The organism is Cellulomonas sp. plas2 (assembly GCF_057221735.1).
This window is the reverse complement of the sequence record NZ_CM170155.1, coordinates 1,137,701-1,159,727: the sequence shown is the minus strand read 5'-3', so window position 1 is coordinate 1,159,727 and position 22,027 is coordinate 1,137,701. Positions and strand designations below refer to the sequence as shown.

Annotated in this window: 22 protein-coding genes, 1 pseudogene and 1 riboswitch; of the genes and pseudogenes, 17 read left to right on the top strand and 6 right to left on the bottom strand. The window is 72.7% G+C overall.

Annotated elements, in window-relative coordinates; all coding sequences use genetic code 11:
• Positions 1–4 precede the first annotated feature (4 nt).
• Positions 5–2,629, bottom strand: coding sequence for a SpoIIE family protein phosphatase (locus tag AC2TDM_RS05235; protein WP_484636015.1), 2,625 nt, complete (start codon positions 2,627–2,629; stop codon positions 5–7).
• Between the two features lie 226 nt (positions 2,630–2,855).
• Between AC2TDM_RS05235 and AC2TDM_RS05230 the strand changes: the two genes are divergently transcribed.
• Both AC2TDM_RS05230 and AC2TDM_RS05225 read left to right on the top strand, forming a co-directional pair.
• A complete protein-coding gene (locus AC2TDM_RS05230; protein ID WP_484636014.1) occupies positions 2,856–4,865 on the top strand; it encodes a choice-of-anchor I family protein in 2,010 nt (669 codons plus the stop codon).
• Between the two features lie 159 nt (positions 4,866–5,024).
• Entirely contained in the window at positions 5,025–5,591 is a 567-nt protein-coding gene (locus AC2TDM_RS05225) for a hemerythrin domain-containing protein (protein WP_090035159.1), read from the top strand.
• A gap of 49 nt (positions 5,592–5,640) precedes the next feature.
• Here AC2TDM_RS05225 and AC2TDM_RS05220 read toward each other — a convergent pair whose 3' ends face one another.
• Positions 5,641–7,056, bottom strand: a complete 1,416-nt coding sequence (locus AC2TDM_RS05220; protein ID WP_484636013.1) for a threonine/serine exporter family protein — start codon at positions 7,054–7,056, stop codon at positions 5,641–5,643.
• Between the two features lie 322 nt (positions 7,057–7,378).
• Between AC2TDM_RS05220 and AC2TDM_RS05215 the strand changes: the two genes are divergently transcribed.
• Together AC2TDM_RS05215 and AC2TDM_RS05210 are read left to right on the top strand one after the other, a co-directional pair.
• Positions 7,379–8,509, top strand: a complete 1,131-nt coding sequence (locus AC2TDM_RS05215; protein WP_484636012.1) for a tyrosine-type recombinase/integrase — start codon at positions 7,379–7,381, stop codon at positions 8,507–8,509.
• 152 nt (positions 8,510–8,661) lie between these two features.
• Positions 8,662–9,819: a YVTN family beta-propeller repeat protein gene (locus tag AC2TDM_RS05210; RefSeq protein ID WP_310751861.1), complete on the top strand. Its 1,158-nt coding sequence runs from the start codon at positions 8,662–8,664 to the stop codon at positions 9,817–9,819.
• A gap of 202 nt (positions 9,820–10,021) precedes the next feature.
• Positions 10,022–10,179, top strand: a riboswitch (cyclic di-AMP (ydaO/yuaA leader).
• Positions 10,180–10,206: 27 nt separating this feature from the next.
• Here AC2TDM_RS05210 and AC2TDM_RS05205 read toward each other — a convergent pair.
• Together AC2TDM_RS05205 and AC2TDM_RS05200 are read right to left on the bottom strand one after the other, a co-directional pair.
• Positions 10,207–10,425, bottom strand: a complete 219-nt coding sequence (locus tag AC2TDM_RS05205) for a hypothetical protein (protein ID WP_484636011.1) — start codon at positions 10,423–10,425, stop codon at positions 10,207–10,209.
• An 83-nt stretch (positions 10,426–10,508) separates the two neighbouring features.
• Positions 10,509–11,750: an IS256 family transposase gene (locus AC2TDM_RS05200; RefSeq protein WP_484635275.1), complete on the bottom strand. Its 1,242-nt coding sequence runs from the start codon at positions 11,748–11,750 to the stop codon at positions 10,509–10,511.
• A gap of 292 nt (positions 11,751–12,042) precedes the next feature.
• On the opposite strand from AC2TDM_RS05200, the pseudogene AC2TDM_RS05195 reads away from it, so the two are divergent.
• The 4 genes and pseudogenes from AC2TDM_RS05195 to AC2TDM_RS05180 form a co-directional block, all read left to right on the top strand.
• A pseudogene (locus tag AC2TDM_RS05195) lies at positions 12,043–12,384 on the top strand (C40 family peptidase); the annotation flags it as partial.
• A gap of 175 nt (positions 12,385–12,559) precedes the next feature.
• Complete coding sequence (locus AC2TDM_RS05190) at positions 12,560–13,465, top strand: F510_1955 family glycosylhydrolase (protein WP_310751855.1); 906 nt, start codon at positions 12,560–12,562, stop codon at positions 13,463–13,465.
• A 215-nt stretch (positions 13,466–13,680) separates the two neighbouring features.
• The gene (locus tag AC2TDM_RS05185; protein ID WP_484636010.1) at positions 13,681–13,857 is read left to right on the top strand and encodes a hypothetical protein; all 177 of its coding nucleotides are present in this window, start codon (positions 13,681–13,683) and stop codon (positions 13,855–13,857) included.
• On the top strand, positions 13,854–14,108 hold the full coding sequence (locus AC2TDM_RS05180) for a hypothetical protein (protein ID WP_310751848.1): 255 nt from the start codon (positions 13,854–13,856) through the stop codon (positions 14,106–14,108). Before AC2TDM_RS05185 ends, AC2TDM_RS05180 begins: the two co-directional genes overlap by 4 nt.
• 2 nt (positions 14,109–14,110) lie before the next feature.
• Here AC2TDM_RS05180 and AC2TDM_RS05175 read toward each other — a convergent pair whose 3' ends face one another.
• Positions 14,111–15,229: a sensor histidine kinase gene (locus AC2TDM_RS05175; protein ID WP_310751845.1), complete on the bottom strand. Its 1,119-nt coding sequence runs from the start codon at positions 15,227–15,229 to the stop codon at positions 14,111–14,113.
• Positions 15,226–15,927, bottom strand: coding sequence for a response regulator (locus AC2TDM_RS05170; RefSeq protein ID WP_310754106.1), 702 nt, complete (start codon positions 15,925–15,927; stop codon positions 15,226–15,228). Before AC2TDM_RS05170 ends, AC2TDM_RS05175 begins: the two co-directional genes overlap by 4 nt.
• A 164-nt stretch (positions 15,928–16,091) precedes the next feature.
• On the opposite strand from AC2TDM_RS05170, the gene AC2TDM_RS05165 reads away from it, so the two are divergent.
• The 9 genes from AC2TDM_RS05165 (at position 16,092) to AC2TDM_RS05125 (ending at position 22,026) form a co-directional block, all read left to right on the top strand.
• On the top strand, positions 16,092–16,385 hold the full coding sequence (locus AC2TDM_RS05165) for a thioredoxin domain-containing protein (protein WP_310751842.1): 294 nt from the start codon (positions 16,092–16,094) through the stop codon (positions 16,383–16,385).
• Between the two features lies 1 nt (position 16,386).
• Positions 16,387–17,376 carry a cytochrome c biogenesis CcdA family protein gene (locus AC2TDM_RS05160; RefSeq protein WP_310751839.1) on the top strand — a complete coding sequence of 330 codons (990 nt, stop codon included), beginning with the start codon at positions 16,387–16,389 and terminating at the stop codon, positions 17,374–17,376.
• Positions 17,373–17,999 (top strand): peroxiredoxin family protein, encoded by a 627-nt coding sequence (locus tag AC2TDM_RS05155; protein ID WP_310751836.1) that lies wholly within the window; start codon positions 17,373–17,375, stop codon positions 17,997–17,999. The genes AC2TDM_RS05160 and AC2TDM_RS05155 overlap by 4 nt, the downstream gene beginning before the upstream one ends.
• Positions 18,000–18,217: 218 nt before the next feature.
• Positions 18,218–18,838 (top strand): DUF305 domain-containing protein, encoded by a 621-nt coding sequence (locus AC2TDM_RS05150; protein ID WP_310751833.1) that lies wholly within the window; start codon positions 18,218–18,220, stop codon positions 18,836–18,838.
• 69 nt (positions 18,839–18,907) lie between these two features.
• A complete protein-coding gene (locus AC2TDM_RS05145; protein WP_310751830.1) occupies positions 18,908–19,273 on the top strand; it encodes an ArsR/SmtB family transcription factor in 366 nt (121 codons plus the stop codon).
• Positions 19,270–20,358, top strand: coding sequence for a cation diffusion facilitator family transporter (locus AC2TDM_RS05140; RefSeq protein WP_484636009.1), 1,089 nt, complete (start codon positions 19,270–19,272; stop codon positions 20,356–20,358). The genes AC2TDM_RS05145 and AC2TDM_RS05140 overlap by 4 nt, the downstream gene beginning before the upstream one ends.
• A complete protein-coding gene (locus tag AC2TDM_RS05135) occupies positions 20,355–20,771 on the top strand; it encodes a hypothetical protein (RefSeq protein WP_310751827.1) in 417 nt (138 codons plus the stop codon). Before AC2TDM_RS05140 ends, AC2TDM_RS05135 begins: the two co-directional genes overlap by 4 nt.
• Before the next feature lie 178 nt (positions 20,772–20,949).
• Complete coding sequence (locus tag AC2TDM_RS05130) at positions 20,950–21,351, top strand: four-helix bundle copper-binding protein (protein WP_310751824.1); 402 nt, start codon at positions 20,950–20,952, stop codon at positions 21,349–21,351.
• Between the two features lie 33 nt (positions 21,352–21,384).
• Positions 21,385–22,026: a DUF305 domain-containing protein gene (locus AC2TDM_RS05125; RefSeq protein WP_310751822.1), complete on the top strand. Its 642-nt coding sequence runs from the start codon at positions 21,385–21,387 to the stop codon at positions 22,024–22,026.
• Position 22,027: the final 1 nt, after the last annotated feature.

The following is a 22,027-nucleotide window of genomic DNA, read 5'->3' as shown; positions in this document are numbered from 1 at the left end:
GGCGTCACCCCTCCGCGCGCAGGTCCGCCGGGAGCACCCGCGGCCCGGCCTCCGCCGGGCGCTCCTGGTCCTCGGGGTGCAGGCGCACCGCCAGGAGCGCGACGTCGTCCTGCGCGTCCGGGGCGAGCGCGGCGATGAGCCGGTCGCAGAACTCGCCCGTCGGCAGGCCGGCGAGCCCCTCCGCGGTGGTGCGCAGGCGCTCGAGGCCCTGCGTGAGCCCCTCTCCCCGCCGCTCGACGAGACCGTCGGTGTAGAGCAGGAGCAGCGAGCCGGGGTGGAGCTCCGCGACGTGGTCGTGCCGGTCCGCGCCGGTCACCAGCCCGAGCAGGATGTCCGACGGCCGCGCCAGCAGCTCCGCGCGGCCGTCGGGGTGCACGAGCAGGGGTGGCAGGTGCCCGGCGTTGGACCACCGCAGGCGCCGGCGCCCGGCCGCCGCGAGCTCGGGCGTCTGCTCGACCTTGGCGAGCACCGCGGTGGTGAGGGACCCGATGGCGAGGTCGTGCATCGCCAGGTCGAGCGAGCCGAGGATGATCGCGGGCGGCTCGACGACGGCGTGCGCACCACCGCGCAGCACGTTGCGCACCTGCGCCATCGCCACGGCGGCCCGCAGGTCGTGCCCGGCCACGTCCCCGATGACCAGGCACGTGCTGCCGTCCCGGACGAGGAAGGCGTCGTACCAGTCGCCGCCGATCTGCGCGCCGCGCGTGGCGGGCACGTACCGGGCGACGAGGTGCAGGTGGTCCGGCTCGGGCAGGGCCGTCAGCAGGCTGCGCTGCAGCTCCTCGACGAGGGTGCGCCGGGTCGCGTTGAGGTGCGCGTTGTCCAGCGCGAGGCCCACCTGCGAGACGACGTCGGCGAGCGTGCCGAGGTCGTCGGGCGAGAAGGTCCCCCGCTCCGCGCGGTTGACGAGCGTCAGGAGTCCGCGCGTGTGGCCGCGGCCGCGCACGGGCAGCACGACGGTGGCGTGCGGGGCGAGCCGCTGCAGGAGCTCGTGCGCCGGGCCGGCGTCGAGCAGGTCGCCGGCGGCCTGCTCCCCCGCCTGCACGACCGTCACGGGCCGCCCCGTGCTCAGCGCGCGCGCGACCGGGGACGTCCGGGTGAGGGCCGGGACCCGCAGCCGCAGGTACTGCTCGAGGTCGTCGCCGCGGGCCGGGTCGGCGTCCCGCCCCGCGACGTCGCGCAGCCGGTGCTCCCAGGGGCCGTGCCCGTCGTCGAGGAGGCTGGCGACCGCGAGGTCCGCCAGCTCCGGCACGAGCACGCCGACGACGGCCTCGAGCGCGGCGACGGGGTCGAGCGTCTCGGCGAGCACGCCCGCCACGCCGGCGAGCAGCGCCGAGCGCCGCTGCGCGCGCTCCGTCGCCTCCAGGGCGCGCCGCCGGGCCGTCACGTCGGTGAAGTACGCGGCGACGCCGCCGTCCTCGGGCACCGCGCGCACCTCGAACCACGCGTCGAGCGGCGCGGGGTAGTAGGCGTCGAAGACGGCCGGCTCCCCCGTCGCCGCCACGCCGCGGTAGCTCGACTCGAACGTCGAGCCGACGGCCGCGGGGAACGCCTCCCACACGACCTCTCCGAGCAGCCGGTCCCGGGGTGCCCCGAGGATCCGCTCGGCGGCGGTGTTGACGTAGGAGAAGCGCCAGTCCGCGTCCAGCCGGAAGTACCCGACCGACATCCCCTCGAGGATCTCGCGGACGCGCTCCTCGCCCACGCGCAGCGCCGTGGTGTCGGTGGTGACGCCGACGACCTGCTCGGCCTCGCCCCCCGGCCCGGGCAGCGCGCGACCGCGCGCGCTGATCCACCGCGTCGTGCCGTCGGGCCGCACCACGCGGAACTCGGCCTCGTACACGCCGCACGCGGCGATGGCCTCGCTGAGCGCGACCCGCACCGGCGGCAGGTCGGCCGGGTGCAGGCGCGCGTCGAACGCGTCGATCGTGCCGCCGAAGGACTGCTCGTCGTACCCGAAGGCCTCGAGCAGCGCGGCGTCCCAGTGCAACGACCCGTCGCGCAGGTCCCAGCGGAAGGTGCCCAGACCCGCCGCCTCCGCAGCGGTGGCCAGCAGGTCGCTGCGCTCGGCGTCGGCGTACTGGTGGTCGAGCCGCGCCACCTCGCACTGCCCCGCCGCGGCGGCGGCGAGCTCGCGGAGCGCCTCGACCTCCGCCCCGGTCCAGACGCGGGGCTCCGGGCCGTGCACGCACACGGCGCCGACCGCGTGCCCCGCGTCACCGACGAGCGGCACGGCGACGTACGCGACGAGGCCGCCGGCGCGGACGGCCTCCGCGTCCGCGGTCCGCGGGTCGTGCACGGCGTCGGTGACCACGAGCTCCTCGCCGCGCGCGACGACGCGCGTGCACAGCGCGGCCTCCAGCGACGTCCGCGTGCCGGCGGGCCCGGGGCCGGGGCCGACGGCGCCGACGACGACCCGCTCGTCGGTGAGCAGGCAGACCTCGGCGGACGGCGCCCGCAGCAGCCGGGCCGCGAGCGCGGCCACCACCTGCAGCGCCGCGTCGCCGCGGGACGTCGCGGCGGCCAGCAGGCGGCGGGCGGACTCCGTGCGGCGGGCGTCGGCGACGGCGGTGCGCGCCGCCTGCGCGTCCTGGTCCACGTCCCCCGTGCCTCGCGCAGCAGCGTCCACGCCGTTCCTCCAGCCGGTCCCCGGCCGGCCGACCGGCCGTCCCGGGACGATTCTCCCAGCATCCCGCCGCGCCGCCGACCGGCCCGGAGGCCGCCGTCGTTCATTCCGCGGTCGGCCGCCCGTCCCGTCGTGGTCGTCCCGACGACCACGGGACGTCACCGGCCGCCCCTAGCGTGCGCACCGCCCGGCGCCGCGCCCGCGCGCCGTCCCGACCCGGAGGACGACCATGCCCGCACGCCCCCGCACCCGCAGCAGCCGCCTCGCCGTGGGGGTGGTCGGGACGGGGCTCGTGCTCGGCTGCGTCGGGACCGGCACCGCGACGGCCGGTGCCGGCACGGAAGGTGCCGGAACGGTCGCGCCCGTGGTCCTCTCCGCCGACGACGCCGCGATCGGCCTGCGTCCGGTCGGCACCTACGCGACGGGCGTGTTCGACGAGTCCGCCGCCGAGATCGTCGCGTACCACGCGGGCACCCGGCGGCTGTTCGTCGTCAACGCGCAGGCGGGGCGGGTCGAGGTGCTCGACGCGTCCGACGCCTCGTCGCCGGCGAAGGTCGCCGACCTGGTCACGGCGGGTACGGCGGCGGTGGACGGCTCCGTCGTCCCGGCCGGTGCCGTGGCGAACTCCGTCGCCGTGCGCGCCGACGGGCTCGGGGTCGTCGCGGTCGAGTCGGACGTGAAGACGGACCCGGGCTGGCTCGTGCTGTTCGACGCCGCGGCGGCGACCCCGCGCGTGCTCGGGGCCGTCCGGGTCGGCGCGCTGCCGGACATGGTGGCGCTCGACGCGGAGGGTCGGACCGCGGTCGTCGCGAACGAGGGCGAGCCGTCCGACGACTACACGGTGGACCCCGAGGGCTCCGTCTCCGTCGTCGCCCTGCCCGACCGGGTGCCCGCACGACCCGGCACGGTCCCGCAGTCCGCGGTCCGCACGGCCGACTTCCACGCCTACGAGGCGCCGGGGGCGCTCCCGGCCGGCGTGCGGGTCTTCGGCCCGACGGTCGACGCGGCCCACCCCGTCTCCGCGAACCTCGAGCCGGAGTACGCCACGATCGTCGGCTCGACGGCGTACGTGACGCTGCAGGAGGCGAACGCGATCGCGGTGGTGGACCTCACCAGCGCCACCGTCACGCGCGTCCTGCCCCTCGGGTCGAAGGACCACGGCCTGCCGGGCAACGGGCTGGACACCTCCGACCGGGACGGGGCCGTCGCCATCCGCACCGTCGAGGGGCTGCGGGGGCTGCCCATGCCCGACGCGATCGCCTCGTGGTCCCGCGCGGGCCGGACGTACCTCGTCACGGCGAACGAGGGCGACGCCCGCGAGTGGGGCGACTACGTCGAGGAGACCCGCGTGAAGGACCTCGGTGAGGACGGGCTCGCGCCGGTCTGCGCGGACTCGCCGCTGGCAGGTCGCACGGCGGACGACGACCTCGGCCGCCTCACGGTCACGACCGCGAGCGGGCTGCGGGCGGACGGCTCGTGCTACGAGACGCTGCACGCGTTCGGCACCCGCTCGTTCTCCGTCTGGGACACCGACGGCACGCTCGTCTTCGACTCCGGGGACGCGTTCGAGCAGCTCACGGCGCAAGCCCTGCCCGGGTACTTCAACTCCGGGCACGCGGGCACCGCGTTCGACGACCGCAGCGACGCCAAGGGTCCCGAGCCCGAGGGGGTCGCCGTGGGCACGGTCGGCGGACGCACGTACGCCTTCGTCGGCTTCGAGCGGGTGGGCGGGATCGCGGTCCTCGACGTCACCGAGCCCGAGCGGTCCGCCTTCGTCACGTACGTCAACGACCGGGACTTCTCCGTGTCGGTGGAGGACGACGGCGAGGAGAGCCTCGCCCGCGCCGGCGACCTCGGCCCCGAGGGCCTGACGTTCATCCCGTCGTACGAGTCGCCCACCGGCACGCCCGTGCTGGCCGTCGCCAACGAGGTGTCGGGCACGACGACGCTGCTGGCCGTCGACGTGGCCGCCCCGACGGGCACGGTCGCCGAGGTGCAGGAGGCGCTGGCGGGGTACCGCGCCGCCGGCGAGGTGGCCGGGCCGGTGGCCTACCTGACGGACCTGCACCTCGCGCAGGCCCAGCGCTGGCTCGACCGCGGCCGCACCGAGCAGGCGGGGCGCGAGCTGACGCGGTTCGTCGAGCGGCTGCAGCAGCCGACCGGCCCGAGCACGGTGACGCCGGGGGCGCGGGCGGACCTGGCCGACCGCGCCACGCAGCTGGCGGGCTCCCTGTCCTGACCCTGTCCTGACCCAGTCCTGACTCTGTCCTGACACTGCCCGGCGGCCGGTGGTGGCGCCGGACGAGGTGACGGACGCTGGTCGGGTCCGGCGTGCAGGGCGCCGGCCCCGATGAGGTGCCCGTCCGACGCGTCGGCGGCGCCGTCCCGAGGAGTCTCCGTGACCGACACCCAGGCCGCCCCCGACGTCGTCGACGTGCTCACCGCCGACCACCGCGAGTTCCTCGAGCTCCTGGGGCGCATCGAGGGCACGACCGACCCCGCGCTCCGGCGCGACCTCACCGACACCGTGATCGCCGAGGTGATGCGGCACGCCGTCGCCGAGGAGATGTACGTCTACCCCGCCATCGCCGAGCACCTGCCCGGCGGCGAGCAGGAGGTGGAGGAGGACAAGGCCGAGCACGAGGAGATCGTGCGGATCATGAAGCGGCTCGAGCGCACCGACACCGACGAGGCGGAGTTCCTCGCCCTCGTGCGCGAGCTGCAGGCCGACCTCACCGAGCACATCGCGGAGGAGGAGGCGGACCAGTTCCCCCGCCTGCGGGCGCACGTGCCCGCGGCGACCCTCGTGGAGCTGGCCGGCAAGGTCGAGACCGCCAAGCGCCTGGCGCCCACGCGCCCGCACCCGACCGCGCCGCACTCCGAGCTCTTCCACAAGACGCTCGGCGCCGGCGTCGGTCTCGTCGACCGGCTGCGCGACCGCCTGACGGGCCGCACGACGGACTGAGGCGCCCGCGGCCGCACGCGTCCGCGGACACGTGCGGCGCCGGGCCGGGTCAGGAGGTGAGGACCCGGCCAGCCCGGTCCGGGTGCCGCCGGGAGCGCGCGCGGCGGTGGACCGGCGCGGCCAGGATCTCCCCCAGGGTGACGCCGGCCGCGAGACCGAGCCCGACCGTGGCCGCTTCGAGCAGCACCTCGGCCCCGGCCAGCAGGCTGCTGCCGTCGTCGACGACGAGGAACAGGCCGCGGTAGATCGCCAGCCCCGGCAGGAGCGGCACGATCGCGCAGGTGGCGGTCACCAGCGCCGGGACGCGCAGGCGCGGGGCGAGCGACTCGGAGGCGAAGCCGACGGCGAGGGCCGCGCCCGCGCTCGCGACGCCGGGGCCCACCTCCAGGGCGCGCAGGACGGTGAAGAGCAGCCAGGCGGCGCCACCGGCCGCCGCGGCGACGGCGGCGGCCCGGGGACGCGCGTACGACGAGAGCGCCCACGCCCCGGCCACCACGGCGGCGGCGGCGGCCTGCACCCCCACCGGCGCCGCACCCGTGAACTCGTCCACGACCTCCAGCCGCACCCCGACCCGGCGCGCCACGTCGAGCACGCCGCCGATGCCGACGACGATCCCGAGCGTCAGCAGCACCACCTCGAACACCCGCCCGCTGGCGGTCACGGGGAACCCGCCGATCGCGTCCTCGGCCGCCCCGACGAGCGAGAGCCCCGCCAGGAGCACGACGATCCCCGACGCGACGACGAGCGAGGGCGGCAGGGTGGCCAGCTCGACGGGCAGGAGCGGCACGAGCACGAGGAGCAGCACGGCGACGGCGGTGGCCACGGCCGCGCCCACGACCTGCAGGAAGAAGGGTGGCAGCCCCCAGCGCGCGAGCACCCGCATCGTCCGGTCGATCACCGCCGTGGTCCCGCCCGCGAGGAGCGCCACCCACGCCCCGCCGCCCAGCAGCACCGACACCCCCGCCGCCATGACCGACAGGACGAGGGTGACGACCGTCGGCCGGTACGGCGCCGGCGCGGCCAGCACCTCGTCGAGCGCGAGGTGGGCGGCGTCGACCACGGCCGCGGCCTCCGCCGTCGGCACGCGCCGCCCCGACAGGTCGGCCGCGAGGTCCAGGACCCGCGCGAGCCGGTCGTAGTCGGCCGTGCGCGTCCCGGCCACGCGCATGACGGTCACCGACGTGCCCGTCCCGGCCAGGTCGTTGCTGACCGTGATCGAGGTGAAGGTCAGGTCGACCTGCGTCCCGACGAGGCCGAACGCCGCGACCAGCCGGTGGATCGCCGCCGTGACGTCCGCGGCCGCGGCGCCGAGCGAGAGCATCGCCTCCCCGGTCCGCACCGCCAGCTCGAGGACGCCGTGCACCGTGGCGGTGTCGAGACCCGCGGCGGGCGGCCGCGCGGCGACGGGGACCCGCGGCGGTCCTCCCCTGGCCCGCCGGGTCAGGTGCCGCACGTCCCACCGCATCCGAGGAGGCTACGCGGCGCCGGGAGGTCGAGGGGCACGCCGGGTGGACGGCGGACCGCTCGTCCGACTGCTGGTGCGGCTCGGGGACGACGAAGGCCCGGACCGTCCGGTCCGGGCCTCGTCACTGTGTAGCGGGGGCAGGATTTGAACCTGCGACCTCTGGGTTATGAGCGACGCAACCTTGCCCAATGCGGTGCGCACGGCTAGCGTCGATAGCGACATCTTCGCAGGTTAGGCGCCATATTGCTGTCCGTCGGCGTCCGGCCGCGTACGGGCTCGTACGGGTGCGGCTGCTGACCAACTGCTCACCAGAGGAGGCTCGATGGGCTGGGTCGTCGAGCGGTCCAGGCAACGCGGACGGCGGTACACGGCTGTCTACCGCGACACCCACGGGCACCTGCGCTCCGCCGGCACGTTCGACTCCCGCCGAGAGGCGGAGCGTGCAGCGATGCGGGCCGAGGACAAGATCACCGACGGGACGTGGATCGATCGCCGTGCGGGCCGGGTGACGTTCCGGACGTATGCCGAGGACGTCTGGCTGCCGTCACGCCACCTCGAGGTGTCGACGCTCGCGGCGTATCGCTCCTACCTGCGTCGGCACTTCATCCCGTTCTTCGGCGAGATGCGGCTGGCGCAGATCACCGCGTCGAACGTGCAGACGTGGGTCCGGTCTGCGCTCGACCAGGGCCTGTCCCCCCGATCGATCGCCAAGTACCACGTGCTACTGCACTCGATCTTCGCCCGCGCGGTCCGGGACCGGCTCATCGCCTTCAACCCGTGCGAGAGCACGGAGCTGCCGAAGGTGGTGACCAAGAAGGCTCGGACCCTGACACCTGAGGAGTACTCCGCCGTCCTGGCGGAGGTTCCGCCGAGGTTCAAACCCTTGGTCATGACGGCGATCGAGACCGGGCTCCGATGGGGCGAGCTCGTCGCTCTCCGACCGCGGCACGTCGACTTCCTCCGCCGAACGATCACCGTCGAGGAGACCATCGTCGAGGTCTCGCGCAAGGACTCCCCCACCGGCGAGCGCCTCATCGTCAAGCCCTACCCGAAGGACGACGAGCCCCGGACGCTTCGCGTGTCGCAAGGCCTGCTCGACGTTCTCGCGGTGCGCATCGCCGAGCTCGGCCTGGCTCGTGACGATCTGCTCTTCCCGTCGCGTGAGACCGCCGGAGGCCAGCCGCTCTCGCGCGCGACGTTCAACACACGGCACTGGAGGCCTGCGGTCGAGCGCTCTGGGGTCGACTTCGCTGTGCGCATGCACGACCTACGACATGCGCACGCGTCCTGGCTGCTCGCGGGCGGCGCCGACCTCAAGTCGGTCATGGAGCGCATGGGGCACGCGCAGATAAGACGACGCAGCGGTACCTCCACACGCTTCCCGAGGCGCAGGACGAGGCGCTCGCCGCCTTCGAAAGAGTTCGAACGCGGTAGCAAGTTGCGGTCGCACTGACCTGACACGAGCGGGGAGAGCTCCGAGCCCTGGCCTATCCCCGGGGCTCTTCTTCAACGGAACTTCATGGGATGACTGTGATGCCTACAGTGCTTCACGACGATGTTCTTCCTCGGGGCGGGCAGACCTGCTCGCGCACGTGAGGAGAACTGATGAAGCACCACATCCGCCGGCGTGCTCTCGCTGGAGTCATCGCCTTGACCAGTGCAACGGTCCTGATCGGGTGCAGCTCATCCGAGGGTCCCTCGGCCTCGGAGGACGCTGCGGCGATCAAGGACGGTGCACCTCCGGTGGGCTCGCCCGTGGAGGGGACGATCTGGGTTGCCAACGAGGAGGGCGGCAGCCTGAGTGCCATCGACGTCGCGACGAGCCGCGTGGTAGCGACGGTCGACGGTGTCGACAGTCCGCACAACGTCCAGGCCAGCCCGGATGGTGCGACGGTCTGGGCGGTGAGCGGCCACCGGAACGCCGTGGTCGCCCTCGACGCCGCGACGTTGGAACTCGTCGGCACGCAAGCCACTGGCGCGGGTCCAGCACACGTCGTGGTGAGCGCGGACGGGCAGAGGGCGTACGTGACCAACGCCGGCGACGGCACGCTCACCGCCTACCAGACATCAGACCTGGCATCGCTCGGATCGGTGAGGCTGAGCAATGGACCCCATGGACTTCGCGCAACGGCTGACGGGACGACGCTGGTCGTCGCCAACACGGCCGCAGGCGGCGTGGACGTGGTGGACGCTGCGACGTTGTCGGTCCGCGCCAGCATCCCGGTGGGCTCGTCTCCGGTTCAGGTAGCGGTGGACGGCGACGGCGAGTTCGCCTACGTGAGCCTCGCCGGCGAGAACGCCGTGGCGAAGGTCGACCTCGACGGGTTGAAGGTCGTGGCTACGGTCGCGGTCCCGAGTGCGCCTGTGCAGCTGTACCTGTCCGAGGACGGCACGACGTTGCTCTCGGCCGACCAGGGCACCGAGACGGCACCGGGGCGCACGCTGTCGGTGATCGATCCCTCCGAGATGACCGTGGTTGCGAGCATCGAGACGGGCGCAGGTCCCCATGGGGTGGTCATGGACCCGACGGGGGCCATGGCGTGGGTCACCAACATGTACGACGACACCGTCTCCGTGGTTGATCTGAGGACGAAGGAGATCGTGGCGACGGTGCCGGTGGGGGACAAGCCGAACGGCATCTCGTTCAGCGCGCTGTCCATTCCCGCGGCGTCGCCCACGCTCGCCGAGGTCGCCGTCCCGGACTACGCCGAGGCGGACGCGGGCGCCGAAGAGGGACACGAGGGGTCGCACGACCACGGGTGATCGCGGTCCCGAGCGTGGCGGGGACTCCCGGTGCGCGCCACGCTCATGGTCGGCTCTGGCGCCCCGAGCCCGAGGGGCTTTCGCGGGCCGAGCACGCTTAGGCGGCGCCACAGTGACGTGCGGTCGATGGCGTGCCTAGTATCGGGGCGCTCCCGACGTGGTCCGGAGTGGCCAGACGCGGACGCCGAGTCCTGCCACCGTCGAAGGTCCAGAGCTTCAGCGCGATGGCAGGAGTGGGGGAACCACGTTCTTCCGGGCACCGTGGCGGTGTCCTTGGGGTGAAGCCGGTCGCTCATCGACCGGCCGGGCTGCTCCGGCCCGAACCCGACAGCTCACCCCGCAGGCGGTAGGAGGGCTCCGCATGCCTGCAGGTCACACTCGCGCACGTCATCGCGCGCCCGGGCGCCCGACGACACCGGTGTCGATGGCCGCTTGCGTGGTCGCCGACAGGGCGGTGGCGACCGGCCGCCGCACCGCCGTGGCGGCCGCCTCGTCCGGCCTTGTCGTCTCGATGCTGGCCGCTCCGGCGTCGGCCGACAGCGGCACGCATGTGCCGGCCGTGGACACCAGCGCCCTGACTGCATCGGCGCGCGCAGCGCTGGCCACGTCGCCTGTGGTGTCGGTGCCCGCGGAGGCGAGGTCAAGTCCCCGGTCGTGGTGTGTGACGGCTGCCGCGTGACCTTCATTGGTTAGGCGCTGAGCGCCGGGAGTTGGGGCGGGGTGACCTCCTGCGGGTCGGGGACGGCGGTCAGGCGGGCGCGGCCAAGGACGTCCAGTGCGAGGTAGCGGCGTCCCTCGGCCCATTCGTCGTGCTGCTCGGCCAGGACGGCGCCGAGCAGGCGGATGATCGAGGTGCGGTCGGGGAAGATTCCCACGACGTCGGTGCGCCGGCGGATCTCCCTGTTCAGCCTCTCGTTGGGGTTGTTGGACCAGATCTGGCGCCAGACCTCCTTGGGGAAGGACGTGAACGCCAGGACGTCGGCCCGGGCGGCCTCGAGGTGGTCCGCGACGGCCGGGAGCTTGTCGGCGACGGCGTCCAGGAGCCGGTCGAACTGGGCGTGTACCGCGTCGGTGTCGGGCTGGTCGTAGACGGAGTGCAGCATGGTCTTGACCCACGGCCAGGAGCTCTTAGGGCAGGTGCTCATGAGGTTCGCGGCGTAGTGGGTGCGGCACCGCTGCCAGGTCGCCCCGGGCAGGGTCGCACCGATCGCGGCGACCAGCCCGGAGTGCGCGTCGGAGGTCACCAGCTTCACGCCGGTCAGGCCCCGGGCGGTCAGGTCCCGGAAGAACGCCAGCCACCCGGCGCCGTCCTCGGCGGTCGAGACGTCGATGCCGAGGATCTCCCGGTGCCCGTCGTTGTTGACACCGGTGGCGACCATGACCGCGATGTTGACGACGCGTCCGCCCTCACGGACCTTCACGCTCAGGGCGTCGGCGGCAACGAACGTGTAGGGGCCGGCGTCCAGTGGGCGGGTGCGGAACGCGGCGACCTGCTCGTCGAGGTCGGCGGCCATGCGTGAGACCTGCGACTTGCTCAGCCGGGTGATCCCGAGGGACTCGACCAACTTGTCCATCCGCCGGGTCGAGACGCCCAGGAGGTAGCAGGTCGCGACCACCGAGGTCAGGGCCGCCTCGGCCCGGCGTCGGCGCTCCAGCAGCCAGTCCGGGAAGTAGGTCCCGGCGCGCAGCTTGGGGATCGCCACGTCGATCGTGCCGACCCGGGTGTCGAAGTCCCGATGCCGGTAGCCGTTGCGGGTGTTGACCCGCTCGGTGCTGCGGGCACCGTACTCGGCGCCGCAGATCGCGTCCGCCTCAGCACCCATCAGAGTGTCGATGAAGACGCCGAGCAGCTCACGCAGCAGATCGGGGCTGGCGGTGGCCAGGTGCTCGTGCAAGAAGCGGGCAGGGTCCAGACTGGGTCCAGCGGTCATCGCGGGTCCTTCTCTCGAGTCGACTTGGTAGGTCTCTCGAAGAATCACGCGGTGACCGCCTACACGTCTACGACGACGCCCTCACCAGGGCCGGGCTCGCACACCACTCTGCGGGACGCCACTGGAGGCGACCTGGGCCTTCGACGTCCCGGCCATCACGGTTGTCGCGGACCCTCCGCCTCCGCCGTCAGCTCCTGAGCCGGAGCCGGAGCCCGCGCCCTCACGCAGCCAGGCACGTGAGGCAGCGCCGACCGCCGAAGAGGCGACCCCAGCGCCGATCGGCGCGCCGGCGCCGGCCAGCGCGAACGGCAGCGCGATCGTGGAGATCGCCGCTCAGTACGTGGGTGTTCCGTACCTGTGGGGTGGTACGACGCCGGACGGTTTCGACTGCTCGGGATTCACCTCCTACGTGTACGCGCAGGTCGGCATCACCCTGCCGCGGACGTCCTCCGCGCAGCGTGAGGCCGGGACCGTGGTGTCGGCTGATCAGGCGCAGCCTGGGGACCTCATCTGGACCCCGGGTCACATCTCGATCTACGCAGGCGGCAACCTGCAGATCGACGCTCCGGTACCCGGTAAGACGATCCAGATCCGCGAGATCTGGCAGTCCAACCCCACGTTCTTGCGCTTCTGACCGCTGCTGCGGTCGGGCACACCTCGGTCACCAGCTTCAGCGCCGCGCTGCTGTGTTCGAGTCGCTCGCCCGCCTGATCGCGATCACGTGCACCGTCCGCCCCTGCTAGACAGCGAAAGTGGTCTCCTTGGCTACGTTGCACGGTCGCCGGCCGCAGGCCTGCGCACGGATCGTCATGGCCGCGCTGGTCACCGCTGCGGTTGGCGGTTGCGCCGAGCCGGAACGGCTGCCGTCGGAGCCAACCATCCCGCCGTCGGCGTCCTCCGACCATCCGCACATCACCCGCGAGGACGCCGCGTCACCGCAGGCCGAGCAGCTGGAGCTGGACGGCGGTCTGCCGAGTGACCACGTGCATGGCGTAGCGGTCAATCCTGCCGACGGCCTCGTGTACCTGGCCACCCATGACGGTCTGTTCCGTTACGGGGCAGGCGGGCCTGAGCCCGTGGGCCCGGTCGTGGATCTCATGGGGTTCACGGTGGCCGGCCCGGACCACTTCTACGCCTCGGGACACCCGGGGCCGGGTGTGGACCTTCCTCAGCCTTTGGGCCTGGCGGAGTCCCGGGACGGCGGCCTGACGTGGACGCCGGTGTCACGGGGCGGGGAGTCGGATTTTCACGCCCTGACAGCCTCCGCCGCGGGAGTCCTTGGGTTCGACGGGTTCGCGCTGCGAGCCACCGGTGATGGGTTGACCTGGACCGAGGTGGAGACAGCCCCTGGGACCCCCTTCGCCATGGCGGCGTCTCCGACGGGCAGCGCGGTGCTGATCACGAGCGCGTCCGGGGTCTACCGGTCGCAGGACGGCGGCTCGTCGTGGGCACGACCCGCAGCACCTCTGCTGCAGTTCGTCGCGTTCGCCGACGAGAACGTCGCTGTCGGTGTGACTCCCCACGGCGAGGTCTCGCGCAGCGAGGATGCCGGGGCGACGTGGACCCGGACCGCGCAGCTCGGGGAACCCGCGATGGCGGTCGCCGCCACGCGGCGCGCCGACGGCTCGATCCACGTCGTCATGGTCACCGCGAACGGGCTGCTGGCCTCAGACGATGGCGGCGTGACGTTCGCGCCGTTGCTAGCGGCGTCCTGAGCCGCCCGGTCTCGACCGTTCCAGGCCCGCGTCCGACGACGACCGAGGCGGTCTTCATCGAGCCTTCATAGGACCTCGACCGCGCCTTGCGGCTGCCCCGGGGAGCCTGAGGCGGTGGGCGCCGCTGGCGCCCCCGGAGCGAGAGGAGCGGACCGATGCCGTGGTGCGTTGATCTAGGAGTCGGCGGGTGGCTGGTCCTCGCGTCGAGCCTGGCGGTGCTCGGCATGGCCGTCTGGGCGGTGACGCGATTGTTTCCCGCCGCACCTGAGCCGGACGCGGTGACCGTGCTCGATGCCCGGCTGGCCGCCGGGCAGATCGATGTGGACACCTACCGCAGGCTTCGCGCGGAGCTCGCTGGACCTCTGCCGGCGCGATCGGAAGGACTGCGATGAAGAGTCACCTCAAGGGGATGGTCGTCGCTGCTGCGGCGGTGCTGGTCGTGGCGCTGGCGGCTGGTGTGCGACCTGGCGCGGCGTTGCCGCTGGCAGCTGCGCTTGCGTGCCCGCTGATGATGATCGCCATGATGGTGTGGATGCACCGCCGCGGCCAGGCCGGGCAGCACCACCATGGCGCGCACGACATCACGGAGGGCGCGCCCGTGACGTCGCCGCCAGAACGCGGCGCTGCAAGCCCGCTGAGTTGAGCTCAGAGTGGCGGCACCGGGAGCGTGACGGTGAACGACGCGCCCGCCCCTGGGCCGTCGCTCGTCGCGGCGATGGTGCCGCCGTGGGCCTCGGTGAGCGCCTTGCAGATCGCCAGGCCGATGCCCGAACCACCGTGGGCACGGTCCCGCGCGGTATCGGCCCGGTAGAAGCGCTCGAACAGGTGCGGCAGGTGCTCCGGCCCGACGCCGGCTCCGGTGTCGGACACGCACAGGGCCACCCGCTGGTGATCGCCGGTCGCGCGAAGCGTGATCGTGCCTCCGGCCGGGGTGTGACGCACTGCGTTGGCAACCAGGTTGTCCAGCACCTGGCCCATGCGCTGGCGGTCCACACGGACGTGTCCCAGCTCGGGGTCGACCTGGACCCGCAGGCCGACCCCGGCGGCGGCCGCCCGCTCCCGCCAGGTGCCGGCGGTCGCGGCAAGCAACTCATCGGGCGTCAACGGTTCGAGTGCAAGTGCGACGTCACCGGCCTCGGCGTGGGTCACCGCGGCAAGGTCGCGCGCCAGCCGGGTCAGGCGCGCGGCCTGGTCACGCAGCACGGCCATCGTGGGCTCGTCCATCGGCTGCAGACCGTCTTCCACGGCCTCGAGGTACCCGGCGATGGTGGCGACGGGAGTGCGGACCTCGTGGGCGACGTCGGCCAGGAGCCGGGCCCGCAGCCGTTCGGCTTCTTGCAGCCGGGCGGCCATGGCGTTGAACGACTCGGCGAGCTCGTCGAACTCCGCGCCCAGGCCTGCAGCCGGGACGCGGGACTCGTACCGACCGGCGCCCAGGCGTGCCGCGGCGGTGGACACGGCGGCCAGGGACCGGCCGATGCGCCGCGCGAGCACCAGACTCACGGCGGCCGAGGCAACGGCGGCGGCGCCCAGGGCCAGAGCTAGGGAGACGGCACTGGCGTCGCGGAACGCCCGCTCGGCGTGCATGACGGCGTCGTCGTGGTCCTCCAGACCAGCGCGCACCATGTGCTCGTGGAACAGGCCTGGGCCAACGGCGGAGGCCACCAGCCACGCCGTCAGGGCAGCGGTCGCGAGCACGATGACGAGCGCGATGAGCAGGCGCCCGGCAAGGCCCCACCGGGCTCCCGTCGGAATCGGCTTCACTCCCCAGTCCCGATCCGGTACCCGACACCTCGCACCGTGCGCACGAACCTCTGTTGCTCGGCGCTGTCGCCGAGCTTCTGGCGCACATGCAGCACGTGCACGTCGACGAGGTGCTCATCTCCGACCCAGTTTGCTCCCCAGACCGCCTCGATGAGCGCGCGCCGGCTGAACACCCGTCCCGGGCCCGAGGCGAGCGCGGCCAGAACGTCGAACTCGGTGCGCGTCAACGGCACCGCTCCGCCGTCGAGGTGCACCTCCCGGGCGTCCAGGTCCATGCGCAGCGCCCCGATCTCCACGGCCGGACGTGAGGGCGGCGCGGCCGAGGAGGACTCCGGGCGGCGGGGCCGTCGCATCAGGACTGCGACCCTGGCCATGAGTTCTCGAGGGCTGAAGGGCTTGGTCATGTAGTCGTCGGCACCGACCGACAAGCCGATGAGGGTGTCGACCTCCTCGGCGCGGGCGGTCAGCATGATGACGTAGCAGTCCGAGAACGTGCGCAGCTGACGGCACACCTCGACCCCGTCCAGACCGGGGAGGCCCAGGTCCAGGACGACGACGTCGGGGTCCACCTCGCGAAGGACGCCGACGGCCTGTGCGCCGTCATGGATCACGCTCACCTCGAACCCGTCGCGCTCGAGGTATCCGGCCACCAGCCGGGCCAAGGCCTGCTCGTCGTCGACGACGACCGCGCGTCGCATGGGTCTCGTGGCGAGGGCAGTGGTGCTGGTCACGCCCCATTGTGTGCTGCCGTCGAGCACCTGGTGGGGACCTTCATCGAACCTTGATCCAAGGGCGACCGGTCGTTCGGTGCGGCACGTCGACGCTTCACACGTCCGATCCGCGACAGCCTGCAGGAGAACCCGTGTCCACCACCGAGAACGTCGACCCACCGGTCGTCACCGTCGTCCACGCTCCGGCGTGCCACTTCTGCCACGACGCCGAGGAGGCGCTCGCCGTCCTGGCCCGTGACTTCCCGCTGGTGGTCCGCAGTGTTGGCATCGACACCGACGAGGGCCGAGCGCTCGTGGCCGAGCACCGTCCGGCGATGAACCCGCTGGTGCTGGTGGACGGGAGCTTCTTCTCCGCCGGCCGGCTGCCACGCAAGAAGCTCACCAAGGCCCTGCAGCGCCGGCGCACGCTCGCGGTCGGTGCCTGAGATGGGCAGCGAGCTCCTGACGACGGGAAGCATCCTGGCGGCGTTCTTCGCCGGCGGGGTGGCCCTGTTCGCCCCGTGCTGCATCGTCTTCCTGGCGCCGTCCTACCTGGCCGGCGCTGTCAAGAACGCCCGATGGCGGCTGCTGCCGCTGACGTTCGTCTTCGCGGCGGGCCTGGCTGTGGTGCTGGTGCCGATCACCCTGGGGATGAGCCTGCTCGCCGGCGCGATCGCCCGGTACCACGCCCCGCTGTACTGGGCCGGTGGCCTGCTGATGATCGCCTTGGCGGCGCTGGCCCTGTCAGGCCGGATGTGGTCCCTGCCGTCGTTCCTGCGCGCCCCGGACACCACCGGTGGTGACACGGCGAGCTTCTTCTCCCTCGGAGTGTTCTCCGGGATCGCGTCCTCGTGCTGCGCACCGGTCCTGGCCGGGGTGATGACCCTCTCGGTCCTGTCCGGGTCGCCGATCGGGGGTCTGGCCCTCGGGCTGGCGTACGTGTTCGGGATGGTCTTCCCGCTGTTCGTCATGGCGCTCGTCTGGGACAAGGCGCGGCTGGGCGAGCGCAAGCTCCTGCAGGCCAAGACGGTCCGACTGCGCGTGGCGGGCCGCACGTTGATCACCAACACCCTCAACATCGCGGTCGCCGTCGGCTTCGCCGTGATGGGCGTGTTCGTCATCGCCCTCGCCGGCAGCAAGGACATGACCGGTGGGTCGGCGTTCCAGGACGCCGCGAGCCGCACGCTGACGGACGTGTTCGCCGCCGTTCAGGGCTTCCTGTCTCCAGTGCCCGAACCCATCCAGGGGTTGGCGCTGCTCGGGGTCGCCGCCGCGTTCATCTGGGTGACCCTCGCCGACCGCCGCCGCACCACCCAGCCGGCCGGCCCCGCACCGACCACCGCCGTCGACGACTCCGCGGCGGCGCCGAGCGACGGCCGAGCCGCACCCGTCCCGTCCTGCCACGCCGCTCCGACCACGGAAGAAGTGACCCGATGACCTCCGGAACCGCCACCCGCCGCCTCGCTGAACGCCAGCAGGTCCTCGCCGAGATCCAGCAGGCACAGACCGGCGCTGCCCAACGCCGCCAGCGCCTGAGCTGGGCCGCGTGGGGCGCGGCCGCACTGATCATCGGGGTCATCGTCGCCATCGCGCTGATCACCTCCCAGCCGACCACATCGACCGACGTCCGGGTAGCCCCGGACTTCACCCTGCCGGCCTCGGACGGCTCGAACGTCTCCCTGGCCGACTACCGCGGTGAGCCGGTCGTCCTGTACTTCAACGAGGGCGCCGGGTGCGACTCCTGCCTGCTGCAGATGGCCGAGATCGAGAAGGACCCCGCGTTCGCCGAGGCCGGCATCACCGTGCTGCCGATCGTGATGAACACCGCCGAGCAGATCAACGCCGATCGCGAGCGCCTCGGCGTCCAAGCGCCGTTCCTGCTCGACGACGGCACCGTCTCCGCCGCCTACGACACCCTCGGCAAGGGCATGCACGAAGGGCTCCCGGGGCACGGGTTCGTGCTGATCGACGCCGATGGCCAGCAGCTCTGGCACGGCAACTACCCCTCCATGTGGCTCGCCCCCGCCGACCTGCTCGAGGAGGTCACCAGCCGTCTCTGACCATCGACGCCCCCGATCTGACGCACGTCACGACATCACGAAGGAGATCCCGATGGGCTGCTGCCAGGACACCACGACGACCACCACGACCGAGAGCACCGAGACGACGGCCGGCGACGGCTGCTGCAGCGGCGGCTCTCAGGGCACGGAGACCTGCTGCGCGACCAGCAGCACCGCCTGACCGACCGCACACCGATCCTGGGAAGGAACCACCCTTGATGAGCACGACACGACGGCGCCTCGCCGCGACCACAGCAGCGCTGGCCCTGGTCGCCACCCTGGCCGCCTGCTCCACGGACGAACCAGCGGCGGCGCCCTCCGCGGCGCCAGAGTCCTCCAGCACCGACGTAGCCGAGGAGGCGACCGAGCACAACGCCGCGGACGTGGAGTTCGCGCAGATGATGATCGTCCACCACGAGGGAGCGCTCGAGATGGCCGAGCTCGCGGTCGAGCGCGCCTCCACCGAGGAGGTGCGCGCGCTGGCCGAGCGCATCGCCGCAGCGCAGGGCCCCGAGATCGAGCTCATGTCCGGCTGGTTGGAGGAGTGGGACGAGGAGCTGCCCGCAGAAGCTCAGCACGGCGGCATGGACCACGGCGGGATGGACATGGACGGCATGGACCAGGAGGCGGCGATGGCCACCCTGGCCGAGCTCGAAGGGGTCGAGTTCGACCGGACGTTCCTCGAGCTCATGGTCGCCCACCACCGCGGAGCCATGGAGATGGCCCAGACCCATATCGGCGAGGGTGAAGACCCCGACGCCCTGGCGCTCGCCCGGACGATCCGGGACGACCAGAACACCGAGGTCACCGAGATGGAGAGCATGCTCCGCGACCTGTGAGCAGTGGTCGCGCCGGGCCGGCCCCAGGACGGCCCGGCGCGACCACCTCACGTGTCGTACTATCTGCGCATGCGTGAAGATAGTTTTCGCCCGCCGCTCGACGCGGACGAAGCCGAGCTGGCGGCCGAGGTGTTCCGGATGCTCGCGGACCCCACGAGGGTGCGACTGCTGTGGGCGCTCGTGGGACGCGAGATGTCCGTCAACGAGCTCATCGCCCACGTCGGGAAGCCAGGACCGACGGTCTCCCAGCACCTGGCCAAGCTCCGCCTGGCGCACCTGGTGCAGACCCGCAAGGTCGGCACGAGCGTGTACTACCGGCTGGCGAACGACCACGTCGAGCAGCTCGTCACGGACGCCGTCCACAACGCCGAGCATCTCTCCTCGGACACCCCCGCCCACCACCGCCCCCGCCTGCTCAGGAGCTCCGAGGCATGACCGACCCCAGCCGGCGCGCACCGAAGCGGCACCCCGAGCATGACCACGACCAGCCGGGCGACCACGGGCACGATCACGACCAGGGCCCCGATCACGACCACGGTCATGGCCACCACCGCGGGCACGACCACGGGCACGGGCACGACCACCCCGGCGGCCTACGCGGACTGCTCGTCGGATATTTCTCCCCGCACTCCCACGACCCGGCGGACTCCATCGACGACGCCCTGGAGAGCAGCGCCGCCGGGATCCGCGCCGTCAAGATCAGCCTCGTGGCGCTGGGCGTGACCGCCTTGGCCCAGCTGGCCGTCGTCGCGATCTCGGGCTCGGTCGCCCTGCTGGCCGACACCGTCCACAACGCCTCCGACGCCCTCACGGCGCTCCCCCTGTGGCTCGCGTTCGTCCTGGGCCGCCGCGCGGCGACCACCCGATACACCTACGGGTACGGGCGAGCGGAGGACCTGGCGGGGCTGTTCATCGTCGCGATGATCGCCCTGTCCGCCGTCGTCGCCGGGGTCGAGTCGGTGCGCCGGCTGGTCGACCCGATGCCGCTCGACAACGTGTGGTGGGTCGCGGCCGCCGGCCTGGTCGGCTTCGCGGGCAACGAGGCCGTGGCCGTCTACCGGATCCGCATCGGGCGGAGGATCGGGTCGGCCGCCCTCGTCGCCGACGGCGTCCACGCCCGCACCGACGGCCTGACCTCCCTCGCCGTGCTCGCCGGCGCCCTCGGCGTGGCCGCGGGCTTTCCCCTCGCCGACCCCCTCGTCGGGCTGCTCATCACCGCGATGATCCTGGCCCTCCTTCGCGGCACCGTGCGCGACGTCGTGGGCCGCCTGATGGACGGCGTCGAGCCGGCACTCGTCGAACGAGCCACCAGGGCCGTCGCCGACACCCCGGACGTGCTGGGCGTGCCGCGGCTGCAGGCCCGCTGGATCGGGGACCGCCTGCACGTCGACGCCACCGTCAGGGTGGACCCGAGTGCGGACCTGGCCGCCGCCACGCTTGTGGCAGCCCACGCCGAGGTACGAACTCGGGAACAGGTGCCCAACGTCGGCTCCGTCGTCGTCGTCCCGACTCCCGCATGAGCAGCGACGCACCTGCCGGTCCGCGGAGCGCCTCGAAGGTTGCAAGGTCGCTGCCAGGGCTGACGGCGTGCTCGCTGTGCGCCGGGGAGACCCTCGCCGAGACTGACCCGCTACCCGGCGGGCAGGCCGAACGGCTCCGTCGCCTCTCCCGCGACCGTGTGGCGCGTCTGACCTTCGTCGAGTGCCTGGACGAGTGCGAGCGCGGCGACGTCGTCGTGGCGAGACCGGCCGCGGCGTGCCGTCGCGCCGGCGCGCGATCGGTGTGGTTCGAACGCCTCGCCGGGGACGAGGCGACCGCCGAGCTCGGGGATTGGCTGCGTTCCGGCGGTCCCGGCGCCACTGGGCTGCCCGACGGGCTCGCCGGCCACGTCATCGAGCGTTCCGACACGGTTTCCGACGGCCCCGCGGCGTAGCCCTGCCCGCCCTGCACACGGCTCGTCGCGTCCGAGCCGCGCGCACCTTCATCGAACCTTGATGGCCACCGGCGCCGTCTCGCCGCGCGCGCGTGCAGGCCTCTCCTTAGCGTCGAAAAGGTCCCCACGGCGCGCGCGATCGTCGCTCGCCGCACGTTCTTGGCCCAGGAGTAACGACATGAAGACCACGCAGATGATCGAGACCTACCCCGCCACCATCAACCTCGACCGTCAGCTGCTGGCGCGAGTGATCGACACCCTGGTCGCCTGCTCGCAGGCGTGCACCGCCTGTGCCGACGCGTGCCTGAGCGAAGAGATGGTCGCCGAGCTGCGCACGTGCATCCGGACCAACCTCGACTGCGCGGACAGCTGCCAGACCACCGCACGCATCCTGTCCCGCCACACCGGCTACGACGCGAACATCACCCGGGCCCACCTCGAGGCCTGCATCGCCGCGTGCCGGGCCTGCGGTGACGAGTGCGAGCAGCACGCGGACATGCACGAGCACTGCCGCATCTGCGCCGAGGCGTGCCGGGACTGCGAGACCGCCTGCGCCGAGCTCCTCGCCGCCATCCGCTGAAATCCACCGGTAGCAGCGACAAGGAGACAGCCGATGTCCATGCACCATGAGCACGACCGCGACCCGGCGGAGAGCCAGCACGACAGCCACAGCGCCCAGCACGGCGACGACCACCACGGCGGCGGACAGGGGCACCAGATGAAGGGCATGTACCTGCGGTTCGCCGCCATGATCCTCACAGCCATGGTCGTCATGTACTTCGTCATGTTCGTCGGCTCGTGGGAGCTCGACCACGTCCGCTTCAGCCAGAGCCGCGTCTTCATGGCGGTGACCATGGGCGGCACGATGGGGCTGATCATGCTCGCCTGGATGCTGAACATGTACAAGAGCGCGAAGGCGAACATCGCCGTGGTCGCCGTAAGCGTGCTGCTCCTCGCAGGCGGCGTCGTCCTCGATCGCAGTCAGGTCACGGTCGGCGACACCGCGTTCATGCGCGCGATGATCCCGCACCACTCCCTGGCCATAACCCGCTCCGAGCGGGCGCAGATCGACGACGTGCGGGTGTGCGAGCTCGCCGTCGAGATCAGCGAGGCGCAGAAGCGGGAGATCGCCGAGATGGACTGGCTCATCGAGGACATCGAGCGCAACGGCATCGCGGAGACGGCGGCCGAGGCGGACGCGCGCCCCGTACCGGACTTCGAGGGCACAGCGTTGCGGTCGTGCCCGACCGACTGAG

Excerpts from the sequence above, each read along its gene's own strand:
- AC2TDM_RS05130 (WP_310751824.1), top strand. The coding sequence starts at position 20,950 with ATGAAGACCACGCAGATGATCGAGACCTACCCCGCCACCATCAACCTC.
- AC2TDM_RS05215 (WP_484636012.1), top strand. The coding sequence starts at position 7,379 with ATGGGCTGGGTCGTCGAGCGGTCCAGGCAACGCGGACGGCGGTACACG.
- AC2TDM_RS05145 (WP_310751830.1), top strand. The coding sequence starts at position 18,908 with ATGCGTGAAGATAGTTTTCGCCCGCCGCTCGACGCGGACGAAGCCGAG.
- AC2TDM_RS05140 (WP_484636009.1), top strand. The coding sequence starts at position 19,270 with ATGACCGACCCCAGCCGGCGCGCACCGAAGCGGCACCCCGAGCATGAC.
- AC2TDM_RS05170 (WP_310754106.1), bottom strand. The coding sequence starts at position 15,927 with ATGCGACGCGCGGTCGTCGTCGACGACGAGCAGGCCTTGGCCCGGCTG.
- AC2TDM_RS05180 (WP_310751848.1), top strand. The coding sequence starts at position 13,854 with ATGAAGAGTCACCTCAAGGGGATGGTCGTCGCTGCTGCGGCGGTGCTG.
- AC2TDM_RS05160 (WP_310751839.1), top strand. The coding sequence starts at position 16,387 with ATGGGCAGCGAGCTCCTGACGACGGGAAGCATCCTGGCGGCGTTCTTC.
- AC2TDM_RS05210 (WP_310751861.1), top strand. The coding sequence starts at position 8,662 with ATGAAGCACCACATCCGCCGGCGTGCTCTCGCTGGAGTCATCGCCTTG.
- AC2TDM_RS05230 (WP_484636014.1), top strand. The coding sequence starts at position 2,856 with ATGCCCGCACGCCCCCGCACCCGCAGCAGCCGCCTCGCCGTGGGGGTG.
- AC2TDM_RS05150 (WP_310751833.1), top strand. The coding sequence starts at position 18,218 with ATGAGCACGACACGACGGCGCCTCGCCGCGACCACAGCAGCGCTGGCC.
- AC2TDM_RS05190 (WP_310751855.1), top strand. The coding sequence starts at position 12,560 with ATGGCCGCGCTGGTCACCGCTGCGGTTGGCGGTTGCGCCGAGCCGGAA.
- AC2TDM_RS05200 (WP_484635275.1), bottom strand. The coding sequence starts at position 11,750 with ATGACCGCTGGACCCAGTCTGGACCCTGCCCGCTTCTTGCACGAGCAC.
- AC2TDM_RS05135 (WP_310751827.1), top strand. The coding sequence starts at position 20,355 with ATGAGCAGCGACGCACCTGCCGGTCCGCGGAGCGCCTCGAAGGTTGCA.
- AC2TDM_RS05125 (WP_310751822.1), top strand. The coding sequence starts at position 21,385 with ATGTCCATGCACCATGAGCACGACCGCGACCCGGCGGAGAGCCAGCAC.
- AC2TDM_RS05155 (WP_310751836.1), top strand. The coding sequence starts at position 17,373 with ATGACCTCCGGAACCGCCACCCGCCGCCTCGCTGAACGCCAGCAGGTC.
- AC2TDM_RS05220 (WP_484636013.1), bottom strand. The coding sequence starts at position 7,056 with ATGCGGTGGGACGTGCGGCACCTGACCCGGCGGGCCAGGGGAGGACCG.